At 63.3% G+C, this 13,812-nt stretch carries 14 protein-coding genes and 1 riboswitch; of the genes, 6 read left to right on the top strand and 8 right to left on the bottom strand.

Annotated features, from left to right (window positions below):
- Window positions 1-134: 134 nt before the first annotated feature.
- Both AADZ90_RS02495 and AADZ90_RS02490 read left to right on the top strand, forming a co-directional pair.
- Entirely contained in the window at window positions 135-1,619 is a 1,485-nt protein-coding gene (locus tag AADZ90_RS02495) for an AMP nucleosidase (RefSeq protein ID WP_367309570.1), read from the top strand.
- Between the two features lie 144 nt (window positions 1,620-1,763).
- A complete protein-coding gene (locus tag AADZ90_RS02490) occupies window positions 1,764-2,054 on the top strand; it encodes an HU family DNA-binding protein (protein WP_367309343.1) in 291 nt (96 codons plus the stop codon).
- Between the two features lie 161 nt (window positions 2,055-2,215).
- On the opposite strand, the gene aroC is transcribed toward AADZ90_RS02490, so the two are convergent.
- On the bottom strand, window positions 2,216-3,313 hold the full coding sequence (aroC, locus tag AADZ90_RS02485) for a chorismate synthase (protein ID WP_367309344.1): 1,098 nt from the start codon (window positions 3,311-3,313) through the stop codon (window positions 2,216-2,218).
- Window positions 3,314-3,366: 53 nt separating this feature from the next.
- Window positions 3,367-3,466, top strand: a riboswitch (TPP riboswitch).
- Window positions 3,467-3,504: 38 nt separating this feature from the next.
- Here aroC and AADZ90_RS02480 point away from each other — a divergent pair.
- Genes AADZ90_RS02480 through AADZ90_RS02470 form a run of 3 tightly spaced genes read left to right on the top strand, consistent with a single transcriptional unit; the run spans window position 3,505 to window position 6,654 of the window.
- Entirely contained in the window at window positions 3,505-4,473 is a 969-nt protein-coding gene (locus tag AADZ90_RS02480) for a thiamine ABC transporter substrate-binding protein (RefSeq protein ID WP_367309345.1), read from the top strand.
- Window positions 4,449-5,972 (top strand): thiamine/thiamine pyrophosphate ABC transporter permease ThiP, encoded by a 1,524-nt coding sequence (locus tag AADZ90_RS02475; RefSeq protein WP_411996964.1) that lies wholly within the window; start codon window positions 4,449-4,451, stop codon window positions 5,970-5,972. The genes AADZ90_RS02480 and AADZ90_RS02475 overlap by 25 nt, the downstream gene beginning before the upstream one ends.
- The gene (locus AADZ90_RS02470; protein WP_367309347.1) at window positions 5,959-6,654 is read left to right on the top strand and encodes a thiamine ABC transporter ATP-binding protein; all 696 of its coding nucleotides are present in this window, start codon (window positions 5,959-5,961) and stop codon (window positions 6,652-6,654) included. The genes AADZ90_RS02475 and AADZ90_RS02470 overlap by 14 nt, the downstream gene beginning before the upstream one ends.
- Before the next feature lie 85 nt (window positions 6,655-6,739).
- Here AADZ90_RS02470 and AADZ90_RS02465 read toward each other — a convergent pair whose 3' ends face one another.
- The 3 genes from AADZ90_RS02465 to petA are packed head-to-tail and all read right to left on the bottom strand — an operon-like array spanning window position 6,740 to window position 9,470.
- Window positions 6,740-7,543 carry a cytochrome c1 gene (locus tag AADZ90_RS02465; RefSeq protein WP_367309348.1) on the bottom strand — a complete coding sequence of 268 codons (804 nt, stop codon included), beginning with the start codon at window positions 7,541-7,543 and terminating at the stop codon, window positions 6,740-6,742.
- Between the two features lie 12 nt (window positions 7,544-7,555).
- Window positions 7,556-8,896, bottom strand: coding sequence for a cytochrome b (locus tag AADZ90_RS02460; RefSeq protein WP_367309349.1), 1,341 nt, complete (start codon window positions 8,894-8,896; stop codon window positions 7,556-7,558).
- A 13-nt stretch (window positions 8,897-8,909) separates the two neighbouring features.
- Window positions 8,910-9,470 (bottom strand): ubiquinol-cytochrome c reductase iron-sulfur subunit, encoded by a 561-nt coding sequence (petA, locus tag AADZ90_RS02455; RefSeq protein WP_367309350.1) that lies wholly within the window; start codon window positions 9,468-9,470, stop codon window positions 8,910-8,912.
- A 224-nt stretch (window positions 9,471-9,694) separates the two neighbouring features.
- Here petA and AADZ90_RS02450 point away from each other — a divergent pair, with 224 nt between their 5' ends.
- Window positions 9,695-10,333 (top strand): outer membrane protein, encoded by a 639-nt coding sequence (locus AADZ90_RS02450; protein ID WP_367309351.1) that lies wholly within the window; start codon window positions 9,695-9,697, stop codon window positions 10,331-10,333.
- A 36-nt stretch (window positions 10,334-10,369) separates the two neighbouring features.
- On the opposite strand, the gene AADZ90_RS02445 is transcribed toward AADZ90_RS02450, so the two are convergent.
- From AADZ90_RS02445 to dapF, 4 genes are all read right to left on the bottom strand, one after another.
- Window positions 10,370-10,972 carry a glutathione S-transferase gene (locus tag AADZ90_RS02445; protein WP_367309352.1) on the bottom strand — a complete coding sequence of 201 codons (603 nt, stop codon included), beginning with the start codon at window positions 10,970-10,972 and terminating at the stop codon, window positions 10,370-10,372.
- Window positions 10,973-11,021: 49 nt separating this feature from the next.
- Window positions 11,022-11,639, bottom strand: coding sequence for an FMN-binding negative transcriptional regulator (locus tag AADZ90_RS02440; protein WP_367309353.1), 618 nt, complete (start codon window positions 11,637-11,639; stop codon window positions 11,022-11,024).
- Window positions 11,640-11,724: 85 nt separating this feature from the next.
- Complete coding sequence (mtaB, locus tag AADZ90_RS02435) at window positions 11,725-12,963, bottom strand: tRNA (N(6)-L-threonylcarbamoyladenosine(37)-C(2))-methylthiotransferase MtaB (protein ID WP_367309354.1); 1,239 nt, start codon at window positions 12,961-12,963, stop codon at window positions 11,725-11,727.
- Entirely contained in the window at window positions 12,960-13,805 is an 846-nt protein-coding gene (dapF, locus tag AADZ90_RS02430; RefSeq protein ID WP_367309355.1) for a diaminopimelate epimerase, read from the bottom strand. Before dapF ends, mtaB begins: the two co-directional genes overlap by 4 nt.
- Window positions 13,806-13,812: the final 7 nt, after the last annotated feature.

Below are 13,812 nucleotides of genomic sequence, written 5' to 3'. Positions count from 1 at the left end.
GTCGGACTCCTGTCAGCGCCGCAGTGCAGAAAATCTCTTGAGAGGGCCGGGCCGCCCAGCACAGCGATCCGGGATTGGACGTGATGGGCGGCAGTGATATGCGCTGGCCCAACGGGGCCATGATGGACAATGCGATGAAGGATGTGGGGCCGAACCTGCCGATCGAAACTCCGGACCAGGGGGATCACCTGCCCTTTACCGATGCGGCAGAGGCGGTCGACCACCTGCTTCGGCTTTATGAAGATGCCACCGCCTTTGTCCGCGACCGGTTCGTTGCCACCATTACCCATGGGGAGCCGGACCGCCGGTATCGCGCCTTTTATCCGGAGATACGGCTGACGACGACGACATTCGCCAAGACGGATAGCCGGTTGAGTTTCGGCCATGTCGCGGAGCCCGGCACCTATGCGACGACCGTGACGCGTCCCGACCTTTTCCGGAATTACCTGACCCAGCAGATCAGATTGCTGATCGAAAACCACAGTGTCCCGGTTGAGATCGGCCCCTCACTGACGCCAATCCCGGTTCATTTCGCAGTGACAAATGATGCGGGTGTCACGATCCCGCAGGAAGGGGCGCTGGACTTTCCGTTGCGAGACGTCTTCGACGTGCCGGACCTGACGACGACGAACGACGATATCGTCAACGGGATGGGCTACCTGAACGAGGATGGATCCGGACCGCTGGCCCCGTTCACGGCGCAGCGGATCGATTACTCTCTCGCGCGACTTGCCCATTACACCGCGACTGCGCCTGAGCACTTTCAGAACCATGTCCTCTTCACGAACTATCAGTTCTATGTCGATGAGTTCGAAAGCTATGCGCGCCGGATGCTGGCCGATCCTGAGAGCGGCTATACGAGCTTCGTCTCGACCGGGAATACGGAGATCACAGATTCCGAGGCGTCGATTGCGCCGCTTGCAAAGATGCCCCAGATGCCGGCCTATCACCTCAAGCGTGAAGGTCAGGGAGGCATCACGCTTGTTAATATCGGGGTCGGGCCGTCCAATGCGAAGACGGCGACGGACCATATCGCGGTACTGCGACCCCATGCCTGGATCATGGTGGGGCATTGCGCGGGGCTGCGAAATTCCCAAAGCCTTGGCGACTTCGTTTTGGCGCACGCATATCTGCGCGAGGATAAGGTGCTGGACGACGATTTGCCTGTCTGGGTGCCGATCCCGCCGCTGGCTGAGATTCAGGTGGCGCTGGAGCGCGCCGTTGCCGAAGCGACCGAGCTGCAGGGTTATGAACTCAAGCGGATCATGCGGACGGGCACGGTCGCCTCTGTCGACAACCGGAACTGGGAGCTTCGGGATCAGCGCGGGCCGGTCCAGCGGCTGTCGCAGAGCCGGGCGGTTGCGCTGGATATGGAAAGCGCGACCATTGCCGCGAACGGGTTCCGGTTCCGGGTTCCCTACGGCACGCTTCTTTGCGTGTCTGACAAGCCCCTTCATGGAGAGCTTAAGCTGCCCGGCATGGCCTCGGACTTCTATAAGACGCAGGTCGCGCGGCATCTTCTGATCGGGATCCGGGCGATGGAACTCTTGCGCGAGATGCCTCTGGAGCGCATCCACAGCCGGAAACTACGCTCTTTCGAGGAGACGGCCTTCCTCTGAGTGGCCGAAAAGCCTCAGAAGCCCCTTAATATATAGGGTCTTCTCCCCTGTTCGCCCTTACTACTTGTTGTGTGGCGCCTCTAGATACCCTTAGAAAAGGCCATCCGAGGCCCAGCAGGGCAGTACCAAAGGGAGACCATGTAAATGGCAGCCAAACCGATGACCAAGACCCAACTCGTCGCCGCTCTGGCAGAAGAGATGGAAACGGACAAGAAATCCGCGGGCGCTGCGCTCGACGCGATCACCGACATCATCACCAAGGAAGTGTCCGGCGGCGGTGCCGTCACCCTGCCCGGCGTTGGCAAGATCTATTGCCGTGAGCGCCCCGAGCGCATGGTCCGCAACCCCGCGACGGGCGAGCAGATCAAAAAGGACGCCGACAAGGTCGTGAAGATGACGATCGCGAAGGCGCTGAAGGACAGCGTCAACAGCTGATTTCCGGTTTTAGTGCGTTAGGAGGGTCGCCAAGGGCGGCCCTTTTTCTTTGGCCAAAGGGATTGTGGCGCCGGCGGGAGCCTCCGGCGGGGATATTTGTGGAGGCAAAGATCGGTTGAGCCTCTCTATCGCACGGGCGTTAAGGTTAACCGCAGCCTTGGTTAAGGGGCGATCTTGCCGCGCTCGCCACCCGTCTGGCCACGGTCGAGAAGAAGATGGTCAAGCAGGACGCAAGCCGCCATCGCCTCGGCCACTGGAACGGCACGGATGCCGACGCAGGGGTCATGACGGCCTTTGGTTATGATCTCGGTCTCTTTGCCTGTCTCGGTGATCGTCTTGCGGGGCGTGAGGATGGACGAGGTGGGTTTGACTGCGAAACGCAGGACAATGGGTTGGCCGGTAGAGATGCCTCCGAGGATGCCGCCTGCGTGGTTGGAGTTGTAGATCGGGCCGCCTTGGCTCATCCGGATCTCGTCGGCGTTTTCAGACCCCTTGAGGCGGGCGGCGGCCATGCCTTCACCGATCTCGACGCCTTTGACGGCGTTGATCGACATCATCGCGGCGGCGAGGTCGGTGTCGAGTTTGGCATAGACCGGGGCGCCGAGGCCGGGTGGCGTGCCGGTGGCGGTCAGTTCGATCTCGGCGCCGACGGAATCCTTTGATTTGCGGATTTCGTCCAGGTAGCGCTCCCATTCCTGTGCTGCCTTTGCGTCGGGGCAGAAGAGGGGATTCTGGTCGATCTCGCCGAAATTGATGGTGTTGATGGTCTTCTGTCCGATCCGGGTGAGGTAGGCGCGGATCGTGAGATCGGGCACGAGCGAGGCAAGGACAGCGCGGGCGACGCCGCCGGCAGCGACACGGGCAGCGGTTTCCCGGGCGGAGGAGCGGCCGCCGCCGCGGTAATCGCGCAGGCCATATTTCAGGTGGTACGTGATGTCAGCATGGCCGGGCCGGAAGGTCGTCGCGATCTCTCCGTAATCCTTGGAGCGCTGGTCGGTGTTCTCGATCATCAGCTGGATCGGGGTGCCGGTTGTGCGCCCCTCGAAGGTGCCGGAGAGGATGCGCACCTGATCGGCCTCGCGCCGCTGGGTGGTATGGCGGGACTGACCGGGTTTGCGGCGGTCGAGCCAGGGCTGGATGTCGTCTTCGGTCAGGGGGATGCCAGGCGGGCAGCCATCGACGGTGGCGCCGAGGGCGGGACCGTGGCTTTCGCCCCAGGTGGTGACGCGGAAGAGGTGACCGAAGGTGTTGTAGGACATGGATCTTCTCGTAAGCGCCGGGGTTGCGGGCGGCAAGGGGGCGGATTAGGTATCGGCTTACCTCGGGGTGCCCGGACGGGCTGAGATGCGACACGTGAACCCGTTGAACCTGAACCGGCTAGGACCGGCGGAGGGAAGGTGAGAGGCATATCCCACATGCCCCCTTTCGTCCGGGCGTTATGGAGGAAGATATGCGTCTGGCTTTACCTTTTGTCTTTTGTGCGAGTGCTGCGGCGGCGGAGCCGCTGACGGTGTATGTGCCGGAGTATTTCGGTACAGAATGGGGCCCGACCCCGGCGATCAAGGCGGCGTTCGAAGAAACCTGCGGCTGCGGCGAGGTCGAGTTCGTCGCCGCCGAGGTGCTGACCCGGCTGCGTCTGGAAGGCGGACGGACCGCGGCAGACGTGGTGATGGGGCTGAATACCGATGTGGCCGCGCAAGCGCGGGAGCTTGGGATCTTTGCACCGCATGGTCTGGATACCAGCGATATGAGCCTGCCCATCGAGTGGACCGATGAGGTCTTTTTTCCATTCAACTGGGGGTACACGGCGTTCGTTTACGATACCGATGTCGTCAGCGATCCGCCGGAGAGTTTTGCAGAGCTGCTGGAGGTGGAGGATCTGCGGATCGTGATCCAGGATCCACGCTCTTCGATTTCGGGTCTTGCCCTGGCCTATTGGGTCAACGCGGTGTTCGGCGACGAGGCGGCCGACGCTTGGGCGGCGTTGGAACCGAACATCCTGACCGTGACGAAGGGCTGGTCGGAGAGCTATGGGCTGTTCACCAGTGGCGAGGCCGACATGGTGATGAGCTACACCACCTCGCCCGCCTACCACATCTCGGAGGAGGGGGACGATACCAAGGTCGCCGCGATCTTCGACGAGGGGCACTACTTCATGGCCGAACTTGTGGCCAAGGTGGCTGGTACCGACCAGCCGGAATTGGCTGATGCCTTCCTGGAATTCGTTCTGAGCCCGGCCTTTCAGGAGATCATTCCGGAAGGCAACTGGTCCTACCCCGCGAAGCTGCCGAAGGACGACTGGCCGGAAGTGTTCCGCAACTTGCCAGAGCCGGAGACCGCGCTGTTCTACACCGAAGAAGAAGCCGCAGCCCTGCGGGATGAGGTGATCGAAACCTGGCGGTCGGCGCTGACGCGGTGACGCGCCTTTTCGGCTGGGGCGCGGCGGCGCTTGTCATCGCGCTTGTTTTCGGGCCGCTCGCCGCTGTCGTCTGGCGGGCGGACTGGGACGGCGGCCTTGTCCGTGCCGACTGGCTCGCCGTGCGGTTCACGGTCTGGCAGGCTGTGGTTTCCGCCGCGGTTTCGGTTGGGCTGGCGGTGCCGGTCGCGCGGGCGTTGTCACGGCAGACCTTCCCCGGCCGCGGGCTGTACATCGCGCTTCTGGGCGCGCCGTTCATTTTGCCGACGATCGTCGCGATTCTGGGGCTTCTTGCTGTCTTTGGACGACAGGGATGGCTCAATGACGGTTTGGGCCTCTTCGGTGTGGAGATCGGCATCTACGGATGGCACGGCGTGATCCTGGCGCATGTCTTTTTCAACCTGCCGCTTGCCGTCCGGTTTCTGTTGCAGGGGTGGCAGGCGATCCCGGCGGAGCGCTTTCGGCTGGTGGAAAGCCTGGGGGGATCGGTCTGGCAGCTTCTCGAACGGCCCATGCTTGTCAGGGTCGTGCCCGGCGCGGCCGTTGTGATCTTTCTGATTTGCCTCACGACCTTTGCCGTTGCGCTGACGTTGGGGGGCGGACCGAGAGCCACGACTGTCGAGCTCGCGATTTATCAGGCGTTCCGGTTCGAATTCGATCTCGGGCGGGTTTCGCTTTTGGCGCTGGTGCAGATCGCGCTGTGCATTGCGGCCCTGATCGTTGCGGGCCGGGTTCCTTTGGGGGATGGCGTGGGGATCGGGCGCGGCCGGGACGTTTTGCGACGGGATGCACGCTGGTGGGACTATGCCTGGATCGTGTTCGCTGCGATCTTTCTTGGTGCGCCACTTCTTGCCATCGTTGCGACGGGTGTGCCGGGCCTGGCCGAGCTGCCCGGCCGCGTGTGGGAGGCCGCCCTGCGCTCTGTCATTGTCGCGCTGGCGGCGACGGCCTTGGCGCTGGGCGTTGCCGTCGCGTTGATTGTCTGGGCGCGGGGGGCGCGCTGGGTCGAGGCGTTGGGTGCCTTGCCGCTTGCCGTGTCGGGCCTGGTCGTCGGGGCCGGGCTTTTCCTTTGGCTGGCGCCGCTTGCGACGCCGAGCGCCCTAGCGCTGCCACTGACGACTATCGTCAACGCGATGATGGTTCTGCCCTTTGCGGTCCGGCTTCTTGCACCGGCTTATCGTGACATCGAAAAAGGCTATGGGCCGCTGGCCGATGCCCTGGGGATGACGGGTTGGGCGCGGCTAAGGTGGCTGACCTTTCCGCGGCTGCGGCGCCCGCTGGGCTTTTGCGCAGGATTGGCGGCGGCGTTGTCGATGGGGGATCTGGGAGTGATCGCGCTTTTCGCAGGGACGGAGAATGCAACACTGCCGCTCACGGTTTACCAGCTCATGGGCAGCTACCGGACAGAGGCTGCGGGGGGCGCGGCCCTGCTCCTTCTTACACTGAGCGTCGCGCTTTTCTGGTTGTTCGATCGGGGTGGACGCCTTGATGCTGACGTTTGACGCGGTTGAGATCGCATTCCCGTCGTTCCGCCTGACGGCATCGCTAGACATTCAGGCGGGCCGTCGCGTGGCGGTGATCGGGCCATCCGGTGCGGGAAAGTCAACACTGCTTGGCGCCATCGCCGGTTTCGTCCAGCACGAGGGCGCCATACTTTGGCAGGGAGAGCGGATTGATGGTTTGCCACCTGCCAAGCGGCCTGTGGCGATGCTGTTTCAGGACAACAATCTTTTTACACACCTCACCTTGGGGCAGAATGTCGGGCTTGGGCTGCGCCCGGATTTGCGTTTGGCGCCTGATGACAAGGCGGCTGCCGATGCGGCGCTTGATCGTGTGGGGCTGGGTCGCTTTGGATCACGCAAGCCGGGGTCGCTTTCTGGCGGGCAGCAAAGCCGGGCCGCCCTGGCGCGGGTGCTTGTCATGCGGCGGCCGCTTCTTTTGCTGGACGAGCCCTTTGCGGCGCTCGGCCCAGCGCTGAAGGATGAGATGTTGGATCTGGTTGCGGAGCTCGCCGAAGAAACAGGCGCGACAGTGCTCATGGTGACGCACGACCCTCGCGATGCCGTGAGGCTGTCAGAGGAGGCGGTTTTCGTCGCCGATGGCGTTGCGGCGCCGCCGGTGCCAACGCCGCAGTTGCTGGAGGATCCGCCGCCTAAGCTGGCGGCGTATCTGGGGAGGCGATGAGGAGGTCGGGTTAGCTTCGGATGCGTACCCTTGGACGCAAAAGGCGCGCCGTTCGGCGCGCCTTGTCACGTTATGAATGGCCGGATCACTCTCCGTTCTTGGTGCGCGCCTTGACGGGCGCCCAGAGACGCTTGTTGGTCAGGTAGAGCAGGACCGAGAGGATCGACAGGAAGATGACGCCTGTCAGGCCAGCCTGCTTGCGCTGATTGAGCTTGGGCTCTGCCGTCCACATCAGGAAGGCAGCCACGTCTTTCGAAACCGATTCGAGGTCCGCGGGCGAGCCATCCTCATAGACGACATCATCGCCATAAAGCGGGGGCGCCATCGAGATCCAGCCGCCCGGAAAGGCGGTGTTCTCGTAGAGGATCACGCCAGCTTCTTCCTTGTCTTCGCCGGTATAGCCGGTGAGGAGCGAGGCGATGTATTCCGGGCCCCCCATCCCCTTGAAGAACTGGTTTATCCCGGTGCCGTAGGGGCCGTGGAAACCGGCGCGGGCCTTGGCCATCAGGCTGAGGTCGGGCGCGTTGGAAAGGGCCGATTCCGGGAACCGGTCGTTCGGCGTTGCGGGGCGGAAATCCCCTTCGCCGTCGAAGAGCGCCGGGTCCCAGACCTCGTAGAAATCGGCGTAGGCCGCGACCTGGTCTTCGGGAAGTCCCGGCCCGCCTTCGTCGTGAAGGTTCCGGAAGGCCACGTATCTCAGGCCGTGGCAAGCAGCGCAGACCTCTGTGTAGACCTGCAGGCCGCGTTGGAGCTGCATCTGGTCGTAGCTGCCAAAGGGCCCTTCGAAGGGGAACTCGTAATTGATGACTTCCCCGTCACTACCGGCCGCCTGAACGGCGCCGGTCAGGCCAAGGGCGAGCAGCGCCGCGGTAAGTGTCGTGCGGATCATGATCGTCCTCTCTTATTCGGCGGGGGTTGGCTGAGCGGCGGCTTTGTCGCCCGGCCCGTAATGTGCCCGGAAGTCATCCTCGATGGTGCGCGGCTGAGCGATCGGTTTCTCGATAACGCCAAGCAGCGGAAGGATGATCAGGAAGTAGGCGAACCAGTAAGCGGCGCCGACAAGGGCAATGATCGGGTAGATGCCTTCGGCCGGCATGGCGCCCGCCCACATCAGGACGAAGAAGTCGACGACCAGCAAGGCGAACCACCACTTGAACATCGGTCGGTAGCGGCCCGAGCGGACCGACGAGGTGTCGAGCCACGGTGCGAGCGCGAGCACGACCAGCGAGCCGAACATCGCGAGCACGCCGAAGAAGGCCGCGTCGACGACGCCGAACGTGATCCAGTCGACGAACATCACCAGCCAGACGTCCGGCGTGAAGGCCCGCAGGATCGCGTAGAAGGGCAGGAAGTACCATTCGGGTACGATATGTGACGGCGTGACCAGCGGGTTGGCCTCCACATAGTTGTCGGGGTGGCCAAGGTAGTTCGGCATGAACCCGACGATCGCCATGAACACGGCCATGATAACCGCAAGTGCGAAGAGGTCCTTGATGACGAAATAGGGCCAAAACGGCAGCGTATCGCGCTCTGCCTCTTCTTTCGACGTGCGGCGCACTTCGACACCGGTCGGGTTGTTGTTGCCGGTCGAGTGGAAGGCCCAGATGTGGACGATCGTCAGACCGAGCAGCAACATCGGCAGCAGGTAGTGCAACGAGAAGAAGCGGTTGAGCGCAGGCTGGCCGACCGACGATGCGCCGAGGAGCCAGGTCTGAACGGCCTCGCCCACAAAGGGGATCGCGCCGAAGAGGCCGGTGATCACCGCGGTGCCGTGGAACGACATCTGACCCCATGGCAGAACGTAGCCCATGAAGGCGGAGGCCATCATGAGAAGGAACATCAGGTTGCCGATGATCCACGTCACCTCACGCGGGGCCTTGTAGGAGCCGTAGTAGAGCGACCGGAAGATATGGGCGTAGACCGCTACGAAGAACAGCGATGCGCCGTTCATGTGGAAGTAGCGGATCATGTGACCGCCCTGCACGTCGCGCATGATATGCTCGACCGAGGCGAACGCCATGTCGACATGCGGCACGTAGTGCATCACCAGCACAATCCCGGTGACGATCTGCAGAACCAGCGCAAACGTCAGGACGATGCCCCAGATCCACATCCAGTTGAGGTTCTTGGGGGTCGGGATCATCAGGGTGTTGTAGATCAGCCCGATGATGGGCAGGCGGGACTCAACCCACTTTTCGCCGCGTGTCTTGGGTTCGTAGTGATCGTGTGGAATTCCGGCCATTGGATCGTCTCCTTTAACCGAGTTGAATCGTTGACTCGTCGAGTATCGTCGCGACGGGAACAGGGAGGTTTTCGGGTGCGGGCCCGCGGCGAATCCGGCCTGCCAAGTCGTAGTGCGATCCGTGGCATGGGCAGAACCAGCCGCCGAAATCGCCGGCATTGTCGAGCGGGACACAGCCGAGGTGGGTGCAGACACCCATCATCACGAGCCACTCACCGTTTTCGCCGATGACCCGGTTTTCGGTCGTCGCAGGGGTGCCCGCCTCAAGATTGTCGTTACGCGCATCGGGGTCGGGCAGGCTTGAGACGTCGACGTCATCAGCGGCCGCGATCTCTTCCTCTGAGCGGAGGCGGATGAAGACGGGCTTACCCTGCCAGAGGACCGTGATCTGCGTGCCAGGCGCGACGCCCGACACATCGACGGGAATCGATGCCTGCGCGAGCACATCGGCCGATGGGTTCATCTGGTTGATCAGCGGCCAGACGGCAGCGCCCGTAACAACTGCCCCAGCGCCAGCCGTGGCGTAATAGATAAAGTCGCGGCGCGTGGCCTGCGTGTCGTCGGTATGTGACATGGGCGGTATTTGCTCCTACACTCGTCGGGCAGGCGTCATGGGCAAAGAGTCGCGCACGACGCGATTTGAGCGGCTATTTAGAACGGTGGCCTTGTAAGGTCCAGACGACAATGGCGCGCAGCCGCCGAAGCTGAGCGCTGATTGCAAAACGAGTGTGGTGCAGGTTGCCGGTGGAGATCCTTCTGCCTACATCAAAAAGATATGCTCAGATTCGGAGAAACGCCATGCGCGCGCCCCTCATCGCCCTCTCATGTCTCGTGGCCCTGCCGGCCTCTGCCGAGTTCGAGTTGAGCGTCTATCTCGGGACGCAAAGCGCGCCACATAGCCGGATCGAGGGCGAGAACGCGAATGGCGAGTTCGACCAGCTGATCGAATGGGAAGGAAAGCCGTTCGAGGCGCCGCCCTATTACGGCATCCGCGCAATGTGGTGGACGAGCGACACGTTGGGTTTCGGTGTCGAGCTTAACCATACGAAGGTCTATGGCGACGAAGACGACCTTCGCGACGCCGGGTTCGAGACGCTGGAGCTGACGGACGGCCTGAACATCATCACGGCAAACGTCTTTCGCCGTTTTCCCGATGCGTGGGGACCGTTCACGCCTTACATCGGTGGCGGTCTGGGTGTGGCAGTGCCGCATGTGGACGCCGAGGACGGCGAGAACGATACATTCGAGTATCAGCTGACAGGCCCCGCGGCGATGGTTCTGGCGGGCGTCTCCTACGACATCAACGAAACCTGGGGCGTCTTCGGCGAGTACAAAGCGACCTATTCGTCAAACGAGGCGGATCTGGACGGTGGCGGAACGCTTGAGACCGATATCGTGACCAACGCGCTGAATTTCGGGATCAGCTACAGCTTCTGACTTTGCCCTCGCTTGTCGGGGCGGGCTCGGTGCGACTCACGATGGCTGGGTCGCGTCCATCGCTTCGCGCTCCGCAAAGCTTGCGGCCCAGGCGGCAAGGGTCGGGTTCGACCCCCGCCAGTCTTCATCGGGGAAGCGCAGGTCGAGATAACCGAGCGCGCATCCGACCGCGATCTGGCCCATATGCAAGGGACCTTCCATCAAGGACATCCAGCGCGCCTCGATGACCGATAGTGCACGGTCGGCTTTGCCCTTTTGCGCCTCAAGCCAATCCTCAGACCGCATCCCTTCAGGGCGGACACGGCCTTCATAGACGCGCAGGACGCTTGCCTCCATCATCGCATCCGCCGTCGCTTCGAGCGTCAGGACATCCCAGAGGCGATTCGCCGGATAGAAACCCGTGGCCGCATGGTCGTTGAGAAAACGGGTAATGACCCGGCTGTCATAGATTGCGGGCCCGTCCGACCGCAGGAGCGTCGGGATCTTTCCCAGAGGGTTGGCCGCGACGACCGTCGGGTCTGGCGCGGTTGGCCCGGTCATGACCGGCACCTCCTCGACCGCATCGAGGAGGTTGGCCTCCCGGATCAGAACGCGGACTTTGCGGGCAAACGGTGACGCGTCGGCGGTCAAGAGCTGCATCGAATCCTCCCTCAGCTGCCGCGACGCTAGGGAAAGCCGCTGGGGCTGTCTATGCGGGCGGGTCCCTCATGAGTCCGGCCAGGGCATCGAGCTCCGATCCGATGCTGCTGTCGGTCAGGTGGCCTGCCGCGGCGCCCCGAACCTCGTCCGGTTTGTTCTGGCCCAGCTTCCAGGTGCCGTCGATCTTCTCGATCGCCATCCGGCAGGGTACGATCTGGCGCATCATCCGGTTCAGGACGTCCGGCGTCATCTTGCCGGTGGTCCAGGGATGCTTGGGTAGCCGGTCTTCGTAGGCGGCGGACTGACGGTCGAGCATGTCGCGCATGTCGCCGGCATCGAGTGTCGAAAGCTGACCGCGAAGATGGACTGCAATGTAGTTCCAGGTCGGTACCTGGTCGTCCACGCCGTACCAGTCGGGAGAGATGTATCCATCCGGTCCTGTCACAGCGATGACGGCAGGTTGGGGCGCGGCAAGCTGGCGGAGGATCGGGTTGGAGCGGACGAGGTGCAGGTCCGCCGACCGGCCGTCCGGAGCGATCAGGAACGGAACGTGGGAGATCAGCGGTCCGCCCTCGGCGTTGATCGCAAGGGTGCCGAAGGCGCGGCTGCGGGCGAAGGCCAAGTTCTGGCCGGTCTCGGCTTTGCGGAAGGCGGGATTGGGGTGCATGGGTCGGGTCTTTGTGCTGGCGGAGGCGGTGGACGCCTCCGGCGGAGGTATCTGCGGGCAAGATGAGGACCGGCTTTGGGGAAGGTCAAGCGGTGAGGCGATTGCGGTCGTGGCCTGCGATCCGGGCGGTGATGATTTGGCCCGCCGGTTGGTCGGAGGCAAACGCGACCTCGGTGAATTGCTCGGTTCGGCCCATGCGCGCGTTCTCGGTGAGGATGCGATGGATTTGGCCTGCCTGCGCGATGAGGTGCCGCTGGACGGCCGCGTCGCCAGCCGCCCGAAGGCGCGCGGCCCGGTCCTTGATCCGGCGCCCATCCACCTGCGGCATCCGCGCGGCGGGTGTGCCGCGGCGCGGCGAATAGGGAAAGACGTGGAGCCAGGTGAGGTCACACTCCTCGACCAGCCTAAGCGAGTTCTCGAACGCCGCGTCCGTCTCGGTCGGGAAACCGGCGATGATATCCGCGCCGAAGGTCATATCCGGGCGAAACCGCCGTGCCTCTTCGCAAAAGCGGATCGCGTCGTCGCGCAAATGGCGGCGCTTCATGCGTTTGAGGATCAGGTCGTCCCCGTGCTGAAGCGAGAGGTGCAGATGCGGCATCAGGCGGGGTTCGGTTGCGACGGCCTCCATCAGCGCCGGGTCTGCCTCGATCGAATCGATGGAGGAGATGCGCAGGCGCGGTAGGTCTGGGACCAGCTTCAAGATGCGTCGCACGAGATCGCCGAGAGGTGGCTGGCCCGGCAAGTCGGCACCCCATGAGGTGAGGTCGACGCCTGTCAGCACGACCTCGTTGTAGCCCCGGTCCACGAGGCGCTTGATCTGGTCGACCACGACGCCCGCCGGAACAGAGCGGGAATTGCCGCGGCCATAGGGAATAATACAGAACGTGCACCGGTGGTCACAGCCGTTCTGGACCTGGACATAGGCGCGGGAACGGGTGCCGAAACCGTCGATCAGATGACCGGCCGTTTCCGTCACCGACATGATGTCGTTAACTTGAACACGCTCGGTCTGATCGAGATCGGCCCAGGTCTTGGCCTGCATCTTTTCGGTGTTGCCGACGATGTGGTCGACTTCCTCCATCGCCGCAAAGGTTTCCGGTTCCGTCTGGGCGGCGCAGCCCGTGACGACGATGCGGGCGCCTGGAGCCTCCCGCCGGATGCGGCGGATTTCCTGGCGGGCCTTCCGAACGGCCTCTGCCGTGACGGCGCAGGTGTTGACGATGTGGACGTCTTCCAGGCCGGCCTGCACGGCGAGATCGGCCATCGCCTCTGTCTCGTAGGCGTTGAGGCGGCAGCCGAAAGTGGTGAACCGAGGTGCGGTCATGGCAGCCTCCACTGACCGTCCTCGAGCACTGCGCCGTGCCACGTGCCTGTGAAGACATGCGCCGTTGGGCCGGTCATCCAGACCCCATCCTCGCGCCAATCAACGTGGAGCGTGCCGCCATCAAGATCGACCTGTACCGCTCTGTCGGTCAGCCCGCGGCGATGCGCGGCAACCGTTACAGCACAGGAGGACGAGCCGGAGGCCAGTGTGAGACCGGTGCCCCGTTCCCAGACACGCACCCGCAGCCGGTCAGGGCCGGTAAGGCTGACCATCTGAACATTGGTCCGTTCCGGGAAAAGAGGATCGCGTTCGATCTCGGGGCCTGTCACACCGATTGGGGCCGCCTCTGCGTCATCGACGAAGAACGTACAATGAGGATTGCCCATCGATGTGGCGACCGGATCGCCCGGGAGCGGTAGATGAAGAGTGTCGGCCTCTTTCGCGATCGGGATGTCGCGCCAAGCGGTCATGGGCTGGCCCATGTTGATCCAGACGGTGCCCTCCCGGCGTTGCGCCGCAAGCGCACCACGCCCTGTTCGGATGGCAAGTGTGTCTTGCTCGGTCGCATCCATGACATGCCGTGCGATGCAGCGGGTCGCATTGCCGCAGGCCGCGGAGGCGGAACCATCGGCGTTGAGGAAGGCCAGCTTGAGCTCGGCATTCACGGAAGGCTCGATGATCGCGAGCTGATCGAATCCCACGCCAAAATGGCGGTCGGCCATCGCGCGGCACAGATCGGAAGAGACGCCTTCACCGCCAAGGCGGGCGTCGATCACGACAAAGTCGTTGCCCGCCCCGTGCATCTTCATGAAAGGCAGGCCGGTTTCGGAATCTGCGACCATGGCATGT

The sequence above is a fragment of the Aestuariibius violaceus genome, from assembly GCF_040779325.2.
Lineage (GTDB): Bacteria > Pseudomonadota > Alphaproteobacteria > Rhodobacterales > Rhodobacteraceae > Aestuariibius > Aestuariibius violaceus.
Note: the sequence above shows the minus strand (reverse complement) of the source record. Positions and strands in the feature narration are given on the sequence as shown.